The organism is Pedobacter jeongneungensis, from assembly GCF_039538295.1.
GTDB lineage: Bacteria > Bacteroidota > Bacteroidia > Sphingobacteriales > Sphingobacteriaceae > Pedobacter > Pedobacter jeongneungensis.
In genome coordinates this window covers 113749-133053 of sequence record NZ_BAABBY010000011.1, presented here as the reverse complement: position 1 = coordinate 133053, position 19305 = coordinate 113749, and the positions used below count along the sequence as shown (strand labels likewise).

At 40.3% G+C, this 19305-nt stretch carries 13 protein-coding genes and 1 tRNA gene; 5 read left to right on the top strand and 9 right to left on the bottom strand.

Annotated features, from left to right (window positions below):
• Positions 1-73: 73 nt before the first annotated feature.
• The 3 genes from ABD769_RS20530 to ABD769_RS20520 form a co-directional block, all read right to left on the bottom strand.
• Positions 74-892 (bottom strand): SDR family NAD(P)-dependent oxidoreductase, encoded by an 819-nt coding sequence (locus ABD769_RS20530; RefSeq protein WP_344853231.1) that lies wholly within the window; start codon positions 890-892, stop codon positions 74-76.
• Positions 893-997: 105 nt separating this feature from the next.
• A complete protein-coding gene (locus ABD769_RS20525; protein WP_344853230.1) occupies positions 998-1153 on the bottom strand; it encodes a hypothetical protein in 156 nt (51 codons plus the stop codon).
• A 392-nt stretch (positions 1154-1545) separates the two neighbouring features.
• Positions 1546-3297, bottom strand: coding sequence for an RICIN domain-containing protein (locus ABD769_RS20520; RefSeq protein WP_344853229.1), 1752 nt, complete (start codon positions 3295-3297; stop codon positions 1546-1548).
• A gap of 538 nt (positions 3298-3835) precedes the next feature.
• Here ABD769_RS20520 and ABD769_RS20515 point away from each other — a divergent pair.
• Positions 3836-4252 carry a VOC family protein gene (locus ABD769_RS20515; RefSeq protein WP_344853228.1) on the top strand — a complete coding sequence of 139 codons (417 nt, stop codon included), beginning with the start codon at positions 3836-3838 and terminating at the stop codon, positions 4250-4252.
• 4 nt (positions 4253-4256) lie between these two features.
• Entirely contained in the window at positions 4257-4433 is a 177-nt protein-coding gene (locus ABD769_RS20510) for a hypothetical protein (RefSeq protein ID WP_344853227.1), read from the top strand.
• 265 nt (positions 4434-4698) lie between these two features.
• Here ABD769_RS20510 and ABD769_RS20505 read toward each other — a convergent pair whose 3' ends face one another.
• Both ABD769_RS20505 and ABD769_RS20500 read right to left on the bottom strand, forming a co-directional pair.
• Complete coding sequence (locus ABD769_RS20505) at positions 4699-5571, bottom strand: hypothetical protein (RefSeq protein ID WP_344853226.1); 873 nt, start codon at positions 5569-5571, stop codon at positions 4699-4701.
• A gap of 519 nt (positions 5572-6090) precedes the next feature.
• On the bottom strand, positions 6091-6288 hold the full coding sequence (locus ABD769_RS20500; protein ID WP_344853225.1) for a hypothetical protein: 198 nt from the start codon (positions 6286-6288) through the stop codon (positions 6091-6093).
• 1 nt (position 6289) lies between these two features.
• On the opposite strand from ABD769_RS20500, the gene ABD769_RS20495 reads away from it, so the two are divergent.
• The 3 genes from ABD769_RS20495 to ABD769_RS20485 all read left to right on the top strand — a co-directional run bounded on the left by ABD769_RS20495 (position 6290) and on the right by ABD769_RS20485 (position 12384).
• On the top strand, positions 6290-9442 hold the full coding sequence (locus ABD769_RS20495; RefSeq protein ID WP_344853224.1) for a SusC/RagA family TonB-linked outer membrane protein: 3153 nt from the start codon (positions 6290-6292) through the stop codon (positions 9440-9442).
• A gap of 10 nt (positions 9443-9452) precedes the next feature.
• The gene (locus tag ABD769_RS20490; RefSeq protein ID WP_344853223.1) at positions 9453-11030 is read left to right on the top strand and encodes a SusD/RagB family nutrient-binding outer membrane lipoprotein; all 1578 of its coding nucleotides are present in this window, start codon (positions 9453-9455) and stop codon (positions 11028-11030) included.
• 106 nt (positions 11031-11136) lie between these two features.
• Positions 11137-12384, top strand: a complete 1248-nt coding sequence (locus tag ABD769_RS20485) for a DUF2268 domain-containing putative Zn-dependent protease (protein ID WP_344853222.1) — start codon at positions 11137-11139, stop codon at positions 12382-12384.
• A gap of 288 nt (positions 12385-12672) precedes the next feature.
• Here ABD769_RS20485 and ABD769_RS20480 read toward each other — a convergent pair.
• From ABD769_RS20480 to ABD769_RS20465, 4 genes are all read right to left on the bottom strand, one after another.
• Positions 12673-12746: transfer RNA gene (locus ABD769_RS20480), tRNA-Asn, on the bottom strand.
• Positions 12747-13092: 346 nt separating this feature from the next.
• Positions 13093-14667, bottom strand: coding sequence for a SusD/RagB family nutrient-binding outer membrane lipoprotein (locus ABD769_RS20475; protein ID WP_344853221.1), 1575 nt, complete (start codon positions 14665-14667; stop codon positions 13093-13095).
• A gap of 18 nt (positions 14668-14685) precedes the next feature.
• Entirely contained in the window at positions 14686-17913 is a 3228-nt protein-coding gene (locus tag ABD769_RS20470) for a SusC/RagA family TonB-linked outer membrane protein (protein ID WP_344853220.1), read from the bottom strand.
• A gap of 105 nt (positions 17914-18018) precedes the next feature.
• On the bottom strand, positions 18019-19179 hold the full coding sequence (locus tag ABD769_RS20465; RefSeq protein WP_344853219.1) for a TIGR03364 family FAD-dependent oxidoreductase: 1161 nt from the start codon (positions 19177-19179) through the stop codon (positions 18019-18021).
• Positions 19180-19305: the final 126 nt, after the last annotated feature.

The window sequence follows — 19305 nt, the reverse complement described above, 5'->3', positions numbered from 1 at the left end:
CTGTAATATCATTACAAAAACAAGCTACGCAATTACCCGCACAGCTTGTTATTTAAACCTTTAATATGATTGATTAATGACCATGTGCCTCTGCAGAAACCGTTGCCCATTCTTCAAATTCGGCCAAACGCTCTGCATACACCTTTTTAACTCCGGGATATGCAACTTTGCCCAACAGAAAATGTAAAGGCGGGTTTTCGCTATCAATCAATGCCAGTACCGCTGGTGCTGTAGCTTCTGGTTTGCCCCAGGTATCAGGTGTTGCTCCTTCAGCAAATGCTTTTTTAACCGGCTCGTACACTTCCAGAGGTGCTGTCTGGAAAGCCGAAGCACCCGACCAATCGGTAGAAAAACCGTTTGGTTCTATTAAACTCACATTAATACCAAAGCCTTTTACTTCAGCAGCAAGTGTTTCGCTTAAACCATTAACCGCATATTTAGAAGCATTGTATAAGCCCAGCACCGGTAGCGTTACCAGTCCTAAAAAGCTCGATACCTGGATAATATGACCGCTTTTTTGTTCGCGCATTACCGGTACCACCGCCTGTGTTACCCACAGCAACCCAAAAAAGTTGGTTTCCATTTGTGCACGCGCCTGTTCTTCGGTAGTTTCTTCAATAGCACCAAATAAACCAAAGCCAGCATTGTTGATCAATACATCAATTCGGCCGAAATGTTGTTTAACCTTATCTATTGTTGCAAATGCGGCGGCCCTATCATTCACATCCAATTGCAGGGGAAGTACCGCATCGCCGTAAGCCTCAACCAGGTCGTTTAAATCGTTGGTATTTCTTGCGGTCGCTGCAACTTTATCGCCGCGTTCTAAAAGGGCCTTAGCCCAGATTTTACCAAAGCCGCGAGAGGCACCGGTAATTAAAATTATTTTCGACATCTTTTTCTTTGTTAAATATTGATAACAAAGGTATTGGCCATGCTTCAAAGCTATTTATACAAAACACGGAAGTATTAGCACATTTTAAGGGGGGATTAATATTCACTAATAAGCCATAGGTTTAAAAGCAACAGGATATTCTTTTTGGAGCGCAATTTTTGTGCTGATAGGTCGGGTTCCGTCCTGCTGTTCGTTCAATCCTTTTGGTGAATTTGCTCTGGAGAAAAAATCATCGTTTCCCAAAAGGGATTTCACTGCCATCAGGACTATTTAACAACGGCCTGGTAAAATCCACTAAAGGATTAAAAATACAAAATGACGGTGGTTATAATAAAGCAGGTATTCAATATCAGCCATAATTTTAAAAGCAACAAGTTTTTTTTGGAGCGCAGTTATCGTGCTTATGGGTTGGGTTCTGTCCTGCTGTTCGTTCAATCCTTTTGGAAACTTAATCAGGAGAAAAAATCATCGTTTCCCAAAAGGGATTTCACTGCCATCAGGGCTATTTAACAACAGCCTGGTAAAACCACTAAAGGATTAAAAATTCAGGCTGACAGAATATTCACATTAAACAAAACTACAGCTATATAAAAGGCCGCTACAATATAAAATCGTAACGGCCTGATTTAATTATTCAAGCATCCTGTAATTACTTAAGCTTTAGGGATATATTTCGACAATGGAAAATCTTTATACTGCCAGTGGAAACTCAACTGCTCTATCTTTTGTGCACTGTGGTAGCCCGAAATATTGACCAGTTTAGGGTTAAATCCGTCGCTAAGATCGGCTGTAAAATAAGTATTGCCAATGCTGCCTCCACCAGCGGTACTGGCTTTTTGGGTACTAAACCAAAGGCCATCTACGTGGCGGTTGGCGTAACCGGTTACATGGTTAATGTATTCGCCATTGCCTACCGTTAAAGTTTCTACCGAACTGCCGGCTTTTCCCTTTAAACCTTCAGATGTTTCGCTTCCATCGTAAAATACTTCCAGTCCGCATAATCCGCCAGCTTCGGCATATATTTTTATCTTACTGATTACCCCATTCTCTTTCCCTTTAAATTCTGTTGTTTTATATGGCCCGCCGAATGAGCCTGTTGTTTTACTGGTAATGGTTTCCTCATATTTGGCATGTTCCGGATCAAAATACTTCCAGAGTTTTGCAGGAAGTAAAAATTCATCGAGTTCTGTGCCGTATTGAACCCGAACCTGGTTTTTACGTTGCTCTGCAGCATTTCCGGCAAGTTGTTTATAATCTTCGTCGCCAATTCTATTAGAAGTAAACCTCCACTCCATTTTCCAGCCGTCGTAGGTATCCACCGCTTCCGAAACATGGGTATCGCGTGGCAATTTGCCTCTCCCTTCAATGGTATAATCCCTCCTGTCTTTTACCTGTGCCATCCTGAAATCCATCACGGCTTTTCTGCTTTTCTCTACCTCAGCGCTATATTCTTTTATTGAGGCCCTTAGTTTCCGAAGGTTATTGGCTTTAACCGCATCAGTGGCCTCAACACCATAAAGATCTTTATACTTCGTTACCATCAGGTTCCTCAGGGCAATCATTATTGTACCTAAACCCACCAGGTAAGGCAATACTTCTTTCGATTGATGCAGAAAATGAGGTTCTCTCCTTACAATACTTAAAATTACATCATCAATTTTACTCCCTTTTAAGCCGCTCTCGGTATTGATTTCTGCAAGGCTTTTTAATTGCCCTTCGAGCATTTCTTTAAGTTGTTTTAACTGCGATTCTTTAATCAGTTCCCTGATCCGCGCATCCACATAAACCTTCATTTGCTCCCAAAGATTGGCCAGTTTATCTTCCTTGCTCCAAAAATGCTCAACAATCGCTTTAAGTCCACCACCAACTTCGGGCAGTACACCAATAAGCCCTAAAGCAGCGGTATGGGCCATTTCGTTAATTTCTATAAAAGACGCCGGACTATCGTCGACAGGTTGGTTAATTACCGCTACAGGTTTAAAAAGCTGGTTATCGGTTGTGGTTAAACGGTGCTGTACCACCTCGGCATTATCAGCTGTACTTAAGCCATAAACATCGAGGTATTTGCCACTGTTAAGGTTCATGATGCGGTAATATCCGTCACCTGCAGGTATAAACCTGAAATGCAGGTTAGCTTTGTTGGGTTCCCAATGCCAGGAAATGGGGCGTACCCCGTCATCTTTTGAACTATTATGTATAGCTAAAAAACGTTCTTTGTAAGGCTCCATTAAAATCCAGTGGAAGTTGTTTCCAAAATCGAACCGAAATTGCTGCTGTTTGTTGTCAGGATCGAATTTCATCTGGATCAATCCAATTCCGAGATTGGTGTTGGCAAAGCCAAGTGCTTTTTCACTATGCTTCGCAATCAGGTAATAGCTCTGATTGGCTAAAGGTTTAAACGACATGGGATGAGGGTAATTAAATTTAACTAAATGTATCTAAATTAATCTGGATACTGGATCATCATTAATGAGTAAATGCGAAATAGTCTGGAGACCGAGTTTGGAAGATCGTAATGATGGAAAAGGTAAGATGGATGATGGGATAAGTCCGAAAGTCGGGAAGACCGGGGTCGGATGATAAAGTATATAGAATGATGGATGATGGGATAAGTCTGAAAGTCGGAAGACCGTGGTCGGATGATAGAGTACATAGAATAGCGACCCGGCTCTGCGTCCCTTGCGTTTTTCTCTCTGTGCTCTTTGCGGTTAAATTAGCTTTTTTTTTGCCACGGATGCACAGAAAACACGGAGGATTTGGTAAACACTTCATTTTTACTAATTCTGATTGAAGGATATACAGAAGGTAGTTTTTGTAAAAGCAGAAAATCCTATTAAGGCGGCATCACATCCGTCGCGTTTTACCCCTTAACTTGTCGTTTTTGCACGTTAACACCTATGGCTAATGCCTGTATCTTTGAGTAAACTAAATAAGAAAACAAATATGGCAACTCAAATTTTTGTAAACCTGGCTGTTAGCGACCTTAACAAATCAGTAGAATTTTTTACCAAACTTGGTTATACTTTTAACCCGAAATTTACCGACGAAAAAGCAACCTGCATGATCATCAGCGATACGATTTATGTGATGCTGCTCACCAGAACCTTTTTCCAGACTTTTACCCAAAAAGAAATTATTGATGCCCACAAAGCCATAGAAACCTCCATTGCCTTATCGGCCGATAGTAAAGATGAGGTAAACGCCATGGTAGATAAAGCGGTAGATGCAGGTGCAACCATACCGAACCCGGCTACAGATTATGGCTTTATGTACCAGCACAGTTTCGACGACCTGGATGGCCACCACTGGGAATATGTATGGATGGACCCAAATGGTATGCCGGAGCATCAGGACTCATAATATAATGTATTATAAAAAGGCAGGCAACGATTTTTCGGGCTTGCCTTTTGCTTTTTCTATTGTTGATATCAGCCAGAGGCTGGCACCACCGAAAGACTACCTGCTTTTGGTAAACAAGAATTCTCTTCCCTGTGAATTGATCAGGATTAAATTATCGCGATCTGATTTAGCCACGCTGTAAACCTCCTTGTGTGGCGGCTCGATCATGTTTCGCTGTGGCTTAAGATCAACAAATAAATCACTTCTTTTTTGTAAAAATCTACTGAAAGGGATAATTACACGGTTATAACCTATAAAATCAACTGTAAAATATTGGATTCTTTGTGATCTATCCACCCGCAGACTGGTTTTTCCCTCCGACATCGAATCTTAAGCATATTACCCGTTTATGGTTTTAATTTAAAGGTCTGAAATTTCGTCTAAGTGTTTCACTGTGGCAGCTGGTATTATTTCGAAAATTTAATTTTCTTTTGGTATGCTTTCTTAATTTCAATCAGTATCACGCCGTTAGCGCCTCTAGCACCATATATTGCTGTTGCCGAGGCATCTTTTAGTACTTCTATTTTCTCAATCCAGTCAGGCGATATTTCACCCATCCTGGAAGGATCGATGATGCAGTTTTTACGACCGGCATACACATAGCAAAGCGGCTTTTGATTTACCGACACTGCTGCAATGCCCCCCAGCATAATCCTTCGCTCGGCGATTAATTTCACCACAATGTTGTCGTTAATGTAAACCTCCGCTTTCGAAAAACCTGGTAAATTAAAGATGAACTTACTAAGCATATCCCTATCGGTCAGCCTAAGTTCAAATCTGCCAGTTGAGTCGGTAACGGCCAGCACCTTTTCATCGCCCTTTTTCCTGATCTCTACACCACCTAATGGCCGGCCATTTACATTATCGGCCACTTTACCCATAATCATAATACTTAAAGGAGGCAAACTATATGGTGCTTCAAAGGGTAAAGATGAAGATTTAGATTTAGGATGTTGTTCGCTGGATAATGCCTTAGGTTTTAAATTTTGTGCCTGGGCCGGACTAACTACGAATGCACCTAAAGCGAATGGCATTAGCCAGTGCCAGCTAAGCTTTGACGAAGGCAAAACAAGCTCCCGGTTTAACTGGCTGGCAAGCACCCTTCCACATACATTTTCATTTTTATGTTGAAAGAAAAGCAATAATTCCTTATCTGATTTGGCCGTAAGATCAAGAATGTTTTTTTCGCAACGGCTGCAATGATGGTTTCCATCTGCGCGTTCAATCTCACTCCATTGTTGTGTACAGGGATTGGTTAGTACTAATTGTAGACTTTTCATGCTTAAGGTTTTAAAGAAGATGCAATAAGGTATTTTATTCCATAATACAATCAGCCGGTATTTTATTGTTCTTCTAAAACATACAAATCTTCCCAAAGAGAATTTTTCGCCATCCATGGAGTAATCTTATCTATTCATCGACTACACCTTTAGTTCGGTATCGTTTTAATCTAAATTAGTCACACCGATTTTTAGATTAAAATAATTAAAGCACTTTTTACAGATAGTTCGTGCAGGTAAATGCGCTTAATTAAGAAATAATAAAATCGTATTGAAGGGATAAACCTTCGTGCCAGCTAATAATTAACCAAACACTAAACTACATCATGAATAATATGCATTGTTTTAAACCGGCCTATGAGAAACAGTATATTAAATTTATCTGCTAAGTAGGGGTAAATGCCGCCACCAGCCATATATAAACGATCCTAAATCCGGCATTAACAGAATGCAGGGCGTAACCGCTTAGATCGATCCAAAATCCCGGAAATTAGCTTAACAGGCACTGTAAATACCTGCTCAAATATCGGCATATACATGGTTTTTAGGGATCATCCAAAAAGCACTTGCTAACCCAAATACACCAACTCCTGCATCACCATTTAACCAATAGTTGTAAAGTATGTTGCTTTCTTTTTGCGCAGTATTAAATGATGTTCTAAAAGGAGATGATATGGTGAAAAACAAAATAAACTGATAATAATATACTGTAAACAAAATGAAGAAAATTTATTCAACCATCAGTGCCATAAAAATCGCATTTCCCGGTGCAACCGGTGATCTGTATAAACTGGCATTTCTCGGCCTTACTATCCTAGGCTTACAAAACATGGCCAAGGCCAGAGGAATTGTAACCAATAAAACCGGTGTTTCAACGCTAATAACAAGGCCTGCAAACAATTTCGGGAGCAAAATATTTAAACCCGTCAATGGATTGGTAACTGATGAAACAGGAATTCCACTGCCTGGCGCAACCGTTGTTGCTAAGGGCACCAACGCCAAAACACTTACAGACAGTGATGGAAAATTTGCGTTAAATGTTCCCGACAACGCCACAACCCTGGTAATTTCATACATTGGCATGGAGTCTCAGGAAGTGAACATCAGCAACCTGAGCAACGTAATTATAAAGCTAAAGGCCTCAGGCAGCGCCAACCTGTCAGAAGTAGTGGTTACCGCGTTAGGTGTAAAACGCGAAAAAAGGGCGCTTACCTTTGCGGCACAGCAACTTGCAGGTACAGAACTTACCAAAGCCGGAAGCCCCAACTTTATGGAGGCTTTAAGCGGTAAAGCTGCTGGTATTGATATCGGAATAAGTAATTCAGGTGTGGGCGGTTCAACCAAAACAGTATTAAGGGGTTCAAAATCTATTGCAGGAAACAGCGAAGCCCTTTTTGTAATAGATGGAGTTCCTGTAGTAAATAACAAAGCGGGGCAACCGGGCTCTTATGGCGGAACGGATGGTGGTGATGGTTTATCAGCACTAAATCAGGACGATTTTGAATCTGTTACTATTTTAAGGGGTGCAAACGGATCCATTTTATACGGTAGTCAGGGTGCAAACGGTGTAATTTTAATTAATACCAAAAAAGGTCAGGCCGGAAAAGTAGCCATCGCTTTAAATTCTACAACAAATTTTAGCACTGCAGCTACATTACCAGAATTTCAGTTTAATTATGGAGCTAAAGACGGAAATGATAGAAGCTGGTCTCCATCAAAGGGGAATTACCAAAGCAACTATATTGATGATTTTTTTCAGACAGGCGTAAACACCATTAATTCAGTATCGGTATCCGGAGGAAATGAAAGAACAACTACTTATTTTTCTTATGGAAATAACTACGCCACAGGCATTGTGCCTACCAGTACTTACAATAAGCATAATGTAACTTTGAGTCAGGAAACAAAATTATTTGATGATAAGCTTACACTTAGCGCGAATGTAAGGTTCTCTTACGAAAAATCAAAAAACCGCCCCGGGGCAGGTTATTACAACAACCCGTTAACGGGATTATATTTATTTGCCCGCGAGAGAAATTTTGATGATTACAAAACCAATTATCAGATTTTTGATGCTACCCGAAATTTGTACAAACAAAACTGGTATTCGAGCGAAGAAAAACAGAACAATCCTTATTGGGAATTGTATAACGACCCAAAACTTTCTACCAGTAACAGGGTAATTGCTACGGCAAAAGCATCATACGCATTTTTACCGCATTTTAAATTTGATGTACGTGGAAACATTGATTATAATGATAAACTATTGGACTATCGTTATGCTGCAGGCGGTAACCCGGTAAGTGTAAGTTCTAACGGAACCTGGAATTATACCAAGTATAATGACAAGGCCTTATATGGTGATGCCATTTTAAGCTACGACAATACTTTTGGTAAATTCAATTTAAATAGTGTATTGGGAGGAAGTATCCAGGATTACACGTTTAATGATGGGATGACTTTTGCCAATGGTATAGTACCGCTTCAGTACCCAAACTTTTTTAGTTTCGCAAACCTGCCATATAATTTAGTAATTAATCAGACCTATAGCAGGGTACAAAAACAAGGCTTATTTGCAAATGCTTCTTTAGGCTTTAAAGATATGATTTATTTAGATCTGGCTGGCCGTAATGACTACGCATCTACACTGGCGACTACCGGAAATGACTCCTATTTCTACTATTCAGGTGGTTTATCGGCAATAATAAGCCAAATGATAACCCTGCCTAAAGAAATCAATTTTTTAAAACTGAGAGCATCAACATCAAAAGTAGGTAATGAGGTGCCCTATAATATTGTAAACCCTGGCAACACCATAGGTGGTGCAGGTGGGCCAGATGGCATAGGCGGTATTAACAGAAATACACAAACACCATTTGCAACATTGGTACCCGAAAAAATAATCAGTAACGAGATTGGTTTGGAAAGCCGTTTTTTAAATGATAGGTTAAACTTTGATATTACTTATTATAAAAATACAAGCACGAATCAATTTTTATCTTTAACAGCTCCTTCGGGCTCTGGTTATACTTTTTATTATGTAAATGCGGGTAAAGTAACTAACCAGGGTTTTGAGCTAACACTGGGTGGATACCCGATAAAAAATGACAATTTTACCTGGAACTCAACGCTGAATTTATCGCAGAACAAAAATAAAATTGTAGCGCTTATAGCCGAAAATCCAGAATACCAGGTGGGTAGTAACGACGAAGGATTTAATTCAATCATAAAATCAGGCGGTTCTTTTAACGATTTATACATTTATAAGCTTGCACGTAATGCAACCGGCCAAATCATATTAGATGCCGATGGAAAGCCAACCAGAACCACTAACCAAGAATATGCAGGAAATTTAAACCCGGATTTTATCAGCGGATGGAACAACACATTCACGTACAAAGATTTCACTTTAAGTGCTTTGGTATCGGCTAAGTTCGGTGGTGTTGCCTTTTCTAAAACAGAAGCTTTCTTAGATTCATACGGAGTAAGTAAAAGAACAGGCGATATTCGCGATGCCGGACCAACCATGCCAATCAACGCCATTAAAGGGAATACACCCGTTACATCAATCGACCCGGAAGAGTACTATAAGGTAGTGGGCGATCGAAATGGAATTATGGAACCTTACGTGTTCTCCAGAACCAATGTTCGTTTAGCGCAGGTATCATTAGCTTACACTATACCTGTCAAACGTTCTGCTATTAAGTCGGCGTCTGTTTCGTTAATTGGCCGTAACTTATTCTTCTTCTACAAAAAAGCACCTTTCGATCCGGAACAAGCAATGAGTACAAACAATAGCAATCAGGCAAATGATGTTTTTGCAATTCCTGCAACCCGTTCTTATGGGCTAAATCTTAAATTAAACTTCTAATATCTTACTAATGAAAAAATTATGTTTAATGGTGCTGGCTTTGATTTTACTCAATTCCTGCACCAAAAATTTCGAAGAGATAAATACAAATCCGAATCAGATAACAGATAAGATGTTAGAACAGGATTTTAATTTAGTAGGTTCTTCTTTTTCTGTGATGTTATTTAACCTGATGGGACACCAGGTTGAAGAAGATTTGTGTTACGATAACTGGATGGGCTATATGGGTACACCTACCCCTTTTGTTGGGAATGTAAACAACACCACCTATTATCTGCGCTGGATTGATTCTTACTGGAACCGTATATACGGCAGTGTAATGTCACCTTCAAAACAGGTAATACAACTTGCCCAGGAAAAAAACTTACCATTGTTTGGCGATTGGGCAAAGTTGGTTAGAATTCTGGCAATATCTAAATTAACAGCTTTACACGGACCGGTAATTTATTCTAACTATGGAACTTCAGGATTGGGTTCAATTAAATACGATAAAGAGTCAGATCTGTATAACAATATGTTTACGCAATTAGATCAGATTGAAGCAAATCTCAAAGCCAACACATCGTATGTGGGCTTTATCAAATTCGACCCAAGTTATAAAGGCAATATCAACTCATGGTTAAAATTGCTTAATTCAGTACGGCTTCGTTTGGCCATGCGTTTGGTTAAGGTTAGCCCTGCAATTGCTAAAACACAGGGCGAAAAAGCTTTGTCAGACCCGGTTGGATTAATTACCACTAATGCCGAAAATTTCCTTGTACCTCTAAATGGCAATGTGATGCCAGTTGCAACGATCAGCTTTGACTGGAATGATACACGGATGGGTGCTACAATGGAATCTTTTATGGTAGGCTTAAAAGATGGCCGTATAGCTAAGTATTTTAATGAAGTAACCGATGTTTCATTAGTTTCTGATCACCCTGCTTATAAATATAAAGGTATCCGCGGCGGAGCATTTATAAATGCCAAAGATGACAGGGTTTCGTATTCAACTGTAAATACAGATTTCAAATCAGTACAAAAGCGAAGAGGGTTTACTGCATCTGAAACAGCCTTTTTAAAAGCTGAAGCGGCATTAAGAGGCTGGGCTGGTGCCGGCGATGCCAAAACCAACTATGAGGATGGCGTTCGTTTGTCGTTTGCCGACTGGGGAGCTGCCGGTGTTGATGCCTACCTGGCAGATGCAACAAGCAAGCCTATTAATTATGTTGACCCAAAAGACAGTAAAAATAATTTCACGCCACTATCTACCATTACGGTAGCATGGGATGCCGGCGATTCTGATGAACTGAAACTGGAAAAAATTATCACCCAAAAATACTTAGCTACTTTTACCAATACTTTAGAGGCCTGGGTAGATTTTAGAAGAACAGGATATCCAAAAATTCCGCATGTGGCTAAAAATGACAGTAGTCCTGATTGGGGCATTATAGCACCCAATCAATGGATAAAACGACTTGTATTTGTACCTGCAGAAAGAACCGGGAATGCTACGGCTGTGGCAGAAGCGACTACTTTTTTAAGCTCAGGTAAGGACGACATCGCTTCACGCCTGTGGTGGGATACACCTGCAACGAGTAATTTCTAAATCATTTAAATAGTGCTTTAAAAAATGGCTGCCTTTATGGTGGCCATTTTTGTAAAAAAAACACTAATAATGTCACATTCTGATTTTTCGTGTGTCTTTTATCGATATGAATAAAGCCATACTTTTTGCAACCCTTTTATGCGCTTCCATCACTCAAAGTATTTGGGCGCAAAAATCTGTAAACCTGATCACCACAGATATTGACCATTTCTGGCAGGCTTATGACAAAATTATCTCCACAAAAGATACGAGTGCGCAATACGCGTATCTTAGTACCTTATTTCTGGAGAAAGCCACGCCCGGCCAAAAAGCAATGATAAAGGCCAGGAACTATACTACAAAAGATTACCTCAAAGTGATTACGGAGCAACAAACTTATTTTAATTCCATCCGTGCCAATACCTTAAAAGCGAAAGATTATGCAAAGGCCATTGCCATAAAAGTTGAAAAACTGAAACAACTTTACCCGGCTTTAAAGCCCGCAGAAATCTATTTTACCGTTGGTGCCTTTAGAAGTGGCGGTACCACCAAAGGTAAAATGGTACTGATTGGAAGTGAAATTGCCATGGCTGACGAGCACCTTGAGAACCTGGTTTTTACCAATGTTCATGAATATGTGCACACTCAACAAAAAACAAATATGGGCGACAATCTATTGGCACAATGCGCAATGGAAGGCGTTGCAGAATTTGTTTCTGAAAAGGTGATGGCCAGTCCTTCTACTGCTCCCGCCATAGCGTACGGCAAGGCAAATACTAAAAAAGTGATGCAGGCATTTTCCTTGCAGATGTTTAATACCGGAAACGGCTTTTGGTTGTATAGCGATGCCGAAAATCAGTTTGGTGTAAGAGACCTCGGCTATTATGTGGGTTATGCCATTGCCGAACAGTATTATACAAAAGCGAGTGATAAAGCAAAAGCGATTAGCGAAATGATTGAGCTTGACTACAACAATGCGGAAGCTTTATCTGCCTATGTGGATCAGGCGGGTTATTTTGATCAGGCAGTTAAGCAATTAAGTGATGAATATGAAAAGAACCGTCCTTTTGTGTTGAGTGCCACACCTGAGAAAGTTACAGATTCAGCAGGTTCCTTAAAATATACAGTGAAAATACTCTTTTCAAAACCAATGGATAAACGCTTCAGAAACTTTGAATATGGTCCATTAGGTAAAGACAATGCCATGTACATTAAAAATTTTATTGGCTTTTCTGCGGATGGCAGCGCTGCAACATTCGATACGGAATTAAAACCCGGCAGGCAATATCAGCTTGTACTTGGAGAAGGATTTAAGGATGCGAATGGCATAAGGATGAAGCCTTACCTCATCGATTTTAAAACCGGAGACAAATAATGTTCAACAATTGAGTGTAATATTTCTCTGCTGAACCATTAGGCATATCAACTTATATCGCCTTATATTGCTTACATGATAAAATATTCACAGCTTGAAGAATCGTAGAAGCGAAGGGCTAAAACAAATTTGCTTACTTTGGTGGGCTTCCTTCGCAAGTGCGGGATCTTACTTCCCAGCGATCATCTGATTAATCCCGCAATTGCGGGATGCTAACCAGCTGAGCCAAAAGGCTCATAAAATAGCCATAAACGCAAAAAACCACAACTTTCATTGTGGTTTTTGAAGCTCCCTCTGCTGGGCTCGAACCAGCGACCCTCTGATTAACAGTCAGATGCTCTAACCAGCTGAGCTAAGAAGGAATATTTATTTATTCTGGTTGTACTTTACTAAATTTGATCAAAATCCTTTGATCGTTTCTTAACTCTGATTAATCCCGCACCTGCGGGACTCAACCAGCTGAGCTAAGAAGGAATATTTATTCTGGTTGTAATCAATAATGATCAAATTCCTTTGATCATTTCCTAAAACGAGGTTATATATACCTTTAAGTAACTTTACCCTTGTTCGTTTTGGGAGTGCAATATTAGCGCTTTTAAATTATTTATGCAAAAAATAAATAAAATATTATTTAAGAAAATGTTGCTCCGTTTAAAGTAGAGCAACATTTCTTTATTTTAAAACTGAATATCAAATAGTTATCAATTTCTATTTTACAATCCAGGGGGCTAAATTAATATCATCTACACCATTATACTGACGTTGTAATGCCACTTTAAGGTTATCGCCATTGGTTGTTCTTTCGATAGTAGTGTACTGAAAACGTTTCGGAATCCTCTGGCTGTTACCCGTACCCGGCCCGGTCTGGAATTCAGGAATATTGGTTCGGCGGTACTGGTAGTAAGCTTCGAAACCTGAGTTTCGGAAAAAGGCAAGGTATTTTTGTGTCAGAATCTGTGTTAAACCTGTAGCCGTATTACCTGCATATTTAACCGCAGTTTGTGCATAATAATCAGTTTCGAAATTGAAATTAACACTGAAGCTTTCAAATTCACCCAGTTTACCATCCTTTTTAAGAAAAGTAACTGCATTACTTCCATCTTTAATGCCATAGAAACCTATAGAAGCCTGAATACCTTTTTTATACCAGCTTTCGGCATCGCCATTGGCCCAGCCACGGTTAATGCCTTCGGCTTTGATAAAACACAATTCCGGGTAAGAAATTATGAAAGTATTTTCGGCCGTATAACCACTGTAATACCTGTAACGGCCAATAAGTGAGTATAAACCTTTCTGCACTTTATCCAACATCACGCCCTGATCTTCGCCTGAGTTTGCACCAACAAAATTGCGGTAATCAGTAATCGCATATCCATTGGCTTCTGCAATTCCCCTGGCAGGTTCTGCCACCATATAAGCGCGGGGATCTTTCAGCGCAGAAAGTGTATTTAAATACGTACCTGCCATGTTATAGCGCAAAGCATCGTTACCAAAATTATCCTTATTGTTTGGATACTTGTTAAAACTCTCGTTGTACACAAACTGAAGGTTATCGGCCATACTGTCCATCACCGGATATTTGGTCGGGTTATCCAATACGGCTGCAAACTGTTGTTTTACCTGCAGATCGGCATCATCAACCCTGTTGCTCAAATGGATCAGCACCCTTAGTTTAAAAGTATTAACAACTTTTTGCCAGGCCACAAGGTCATTTTTAAGATAAATATCGCCCTTTAATTCTTTATTGCCTGCAGCAATTAAAGTGCTCAGGTTTTGGTTGGCTTCTTCTAACCAAAGCAACGATTGTTTGAAAACATCTTTTTGGGTATCGTATTTTGGTGTAAGATTGGCTACGCCTTTTAAAGCCTCCATCATGGGGATATCGCCCACCTTTAAACTCATTTTCACAAAGAAATAAGCTTTAAAAAACTTGGCTAAAGCCAGGTAAGGTTTGCCCACCTCGCCACCTAAACGGTTGGCTTCTTCTTCCATTTTCCCTACGTTTTTTAGCGTGGTATAATCTAATTTTAAAACACCTGGCTCATTCCAGTTATATTCATTTTTAGCATAATAAGCATAATTTGATGCCGTATATTGATTCCAACGTTCAGAATCTGAAAACGGTGCTTCGTACATGTCGTATAAAATACCATTCAGGACTAAGTTTGGCGGCACACTTTCGGCCTGGTTTGGGTTTTTAAAGTTGTCTTCAAATTGTTTCTTACATCCGCCGCAAACTGCAACTGCAATGAAGAGGAACAAAATTTTATATATCGTTTTCATAATCTTTTGTGCTAACAGTTAAAAAGTAACATTCAGGTTAAAGCCCACACTTCTGGTGGTTGGCGTTTGCAGTGTAGAAGTACCTTCTCTACCCGAATACTGATCTACATCCACATCGTTGTAGGTAGAATTAATGAAATACAGGAGGTTACGGCCCACTACCGAAATATTGGCCGAACGGATAAAAGTACCTTCCAGTAATTTTTTAGGCAACTGGTAACCAAAGGTTACTTCGCGCAATTTGGCATAGGTACGGCTCATCATCGTATTTTCTTTCGCACCGTAAAACACGCCTAAATAATCCTGCAATAAAACAGGGGTATTATTTGGAGCGAAAGCAAGATCGCCATAATTGGTAATTACACCGGTAACCGGATCAAAGTTGAGTTTACCGCTATTGGCAACCACTACCCCATCGCCTACCCATGTACCTTTATAGTTGGGATCGCTAACGTGGATATAATCCTGATACCTGGCTTCGCCCATTTTACCCTGGATGGTTTCGATCTGGCGACCGCCCTGGAACGATTTTAACCTTACATAATCCTGCATTACACCGCCCACTTTACCATCTAACTGGAAGCTGAAAGAGAAATTCTGATACCTGAATTTATTACCGATACTCCATACCCAGTTCGGATCGGCATGACCTAACAATTGATTAACCGGCAACAAGATCGGCGTTCCGCTTGCGGTATGGATCACCTGCCCGCCAGGTGTTTTGGCCAGTACAGAACCATAGATGTTATCGATACGGTCGCCGGTTTTGAAGAATTGATCAACCGATGTTTCGCCTGGAGCCAGTTCTTTATAAATCTGTTTGTAGGTAGACCAGTTAATCATCACATCCCAGCCAAATTTATCGGTCATGATTGGTGAACCTGATAAGCTTAGTTCAACTCCGCTGTTTTGTGTTTTACGACCGTTTATGGTGTTTACTTCATAACCCGAAGCTTGCGGAATACTTTGTTTAATAATTTTTGGCCCATCGATGTACCTGAAATAAGTAGCTTCGAAACCTAACCTGTTTTTCAGGAATTTAAGATCGATACCACCTTCGTAATTGGTTCTGCTTTGCGCCCTGATGCTATTTAAATCGATAAGGCTATTGGTATAATACGCACCGGTTTGGTTATTATAGGTTTGCCTGATAGTGTATGGAGAGGAAAGACCATAAACCGGACCACCATAAGACGAATTATATTCTGCGCCATAACCCAGCGGATAACTTTGCAATGGCGTGGCGCCGATATAATCCTGCGTGCCCAAACCAGGATCTTTAACGTTGGCGTAAGATGCCCTTACTTTTGCAAAAGAAATAAACTCAGGCATTTTAACATAATCAGAAATTACCGAGCTTAATGAAACTGAAGGATAAAAAGCCGAATTATTGTTTGGTGACAGTGCAGAGTTTTTATCTACACGGCCTGTAGTATTGATGTTGAGGTATTTTTTAAAACTTAAATCAACCGAATAAAAAGCACTTAACACCAACATTTTAGAGTTAAAATCGAAAGCCTTAACCGGATTTTTAGAGTTAGAGAAGTTATACACATTCGGAACGTTGAGGTAATCGGTTGTGGTAAAACTCGAGTTATAACTGAAATTACGGGCGTTACCTCCTCCAAAAGCGCTGATCTCGAATAAATCACCAACATTTTTGTTGTATTTTAAAATTAGCTGGGTATTGTTTTCGAACATGCTGCGGCGGTCTTCCCTGTAATCGCCCAAACCTTCTTCACGGCCGTAAGGATGTGCAGAAAAAGGCATTTTCTCTGTTCTTAACTGATCGTAGGTAGAAATCTGTGTTTTTAACAATACATCCAATCCTTTGCTTACATTATAGTTTAGGGAGGCATAACCATTGATATCGTTCTTTTTATGTCCGCGTAACCACTCGTACGACATAAAATAAGGGTTATGGTAACGCTGGTATTCGGCATAAATAGATTGGATACCTTCCTTACCCGGCTGCCAGTAGTTTTTCATATCATCGATATTCCAGTCGGCACCACCCCAAAGCGTCATGTTGTAAATCACACTGTTCGGACCATAGTTTACATCAGGAATATTATCAGAAAACTGACGGCTGTAATTGATATAGGTTTCTGCCCTTAATTTCGGCGTGATGTTATAAGAACCGCTTACATTAAAATTATTGATGTTTAACTGAGTATTCGGGATAATCCCTTTCTGGTAATTGTTAGAGATGGAAACCCTTAAATTGTACTTATCATTTGCTGAAGATAACGCGACATTATTGGCAGAAAGCAAACCTGTTTCGATAAAACGCTTTAAATTATCTTTACCGCGAGCCACCCATGGCGTACCCTGGCGCACACCGTTTACCACCGGGCTATCGTATTGAGGGATTAACTGACCTTCAAATTTCGGTCCCCAGATATCATAATCACCATCATTTAAACCACCGCCTTTACCATCGCCAAAGGCATAAGCACTGTGTTCACCCGGTCCGTATTCGTCCTGGCTTTTTGGCAAAGCGATAAAACCCTTATTAAACTGAGTGCTCGAGTTTAATTCTACAGTAAAACCCTTATCACTTAGTTTGCCTTTTTTAGTAGTGATTAATAAAGCACCGTTATAAGCCTGGTAACCGTAAAGTGCCGCAGCAGCCGGGCCTTTAAGCACCGTATAAGTATCAATATCATCAGGATTGATGTTCCAGGTATCCGAATTGATCGGCACCCCATCTACCACCACCAGGTTTACATCATTACCACGCAGGTAAAGTGATGAGCGACCCAAAAGTTCAGATGATACACCTACAGTTAAACCTGCAACTTTACCCACCAAACCATTTACCGGGTTGGCTTCCCTTGCTTTTACCAGATCGGCTCCTTTAACTTCCTGAATGGCATAACCGAGGTTCCGTTTTTCTTTACGGATTCCAAGTGCGGTAACCACTACTTCGTTCAGGTTTTTTGAATCTGTTTTTAAAGTGATCGAAAGATTTGCACCACTAACCTGCACTTCCTGCGCTATAAATCCGATTGAACTTACCAACAGCGTTTCGCCGGTTTTGGCATCAAGGGTAAAACGACCTGACAAATCGGTTGAAGTGGCTTTTTTAGTGCCTTTTACCAATACACTTACACCTGGAACGGGTTGCTGTGCATCATCTTTAACGATACCGGATATTTTAGTCTGCGCCCAGGTAAAATTGGGCGTGAGGCATAATAACAAAAAAGCTACCATGCACATCTTCATCTTGTAGAGATGTTTCATTTATCTATAAATTGTTTATGGTTTATAGATGCAATGATAAGATGTGCATGTTAGCCTAATGCCAACTTTTAGTTAACAAAACAACCTATTTTTGTTTAGTATTTGTTAACAGAATATTTTCTTAATGCTTTCTGCTGCATAACCTGCGCTTGCGGTCATTCCTTTACCACCAATGGCCGTACGGATGTGGATACGGTCGTCCAGATCGTATGTTACAATGTGTTTGGTGGGGTGCTGCGGGTAAAATCCGGCCCAGGTTGTTTGCAGTTTACGCACATCGAAATCGACGATGCGCGCTGCTTCTTCCAGCATTAGTTCGTTAATGTAATGGCTTAAATCAAAACCCAGATCATCGAAATGGTTTACATCGGCATACACGTGCGAATCGCCAATGATGATGCTGTTATCTGCCGCTTTTTTAAACAGGATGTGGATGCCCCATTTTTTCAGTTCTTCGTAATGCGCTGGTGTTTTAATGGTTTTGAATGAAGGACAATAATGCTCAAAACTCTCATAACGGCGGGTGGTTAAACCCGTTAAAATATTGCCTTCCAGCTTTACATCAGGCATCGGGATGCTGCGCATCATCTGCAATTTGCTCACCACAATTCCGCTTTCGCTAAACAGTTCGGGGTAGAGCAATTTAAACTCATAACCATTGCAGATAATGGCTTTCTCTGCCGTAAAAAGCTCAGCGTTGTTTTTTAACCCAACTTCTACCCCGGCACCTTTGCTTTCGCAGGCGGTAACCGGACTGTTATATTTAAGCGTGTATTTTTCAAATTTTGTCTGCATGTACTGATGCAAACGGTGAATCATCTGATCGGGTGCCACGCTGATTTCCTGCGGAAAAAAGAGGGCTTCTTTAGCATAGGAAGCTTTAATGGCAGGATACTTTTTTAAAATCGCATCCTGACTGAGCAATTCTGTTGTATAACCGATGATATCATAATGTGCCTTCAACTCGTGAATTAAAGTGCATTCATCATCATCAGAGGCGATGTACACACTGCCGTTCTGCTGCACAGAAATATCATATTCCCGCTGGATGGATTTGTAGATATCCAGTCCGGCTACACCGTACTCAAACCATTCGGCTTCCATACCCGAGGGCACCACCTGACCAAAATTGCGTACGGTAGCACCTACCGGAAAATTGTCTTTTTCGAGCTGCAATACCGATTTACCTAACATTAAAGCATGGTAAGCGTGGAAAGTACCTAAAATACCCCCTCCAATTACAATAAGATCGAAATGTTTATTCATGTTTGTTTATTTTTTTAAGATGCTTTTAAAATGCACCTGTGTTATTATTGATTAAAGATCCTTCGATCACGCTCAGGATGACAATTTATTTAGCATCCGTCATCTCGACTGAAGCGCAGCGGAACG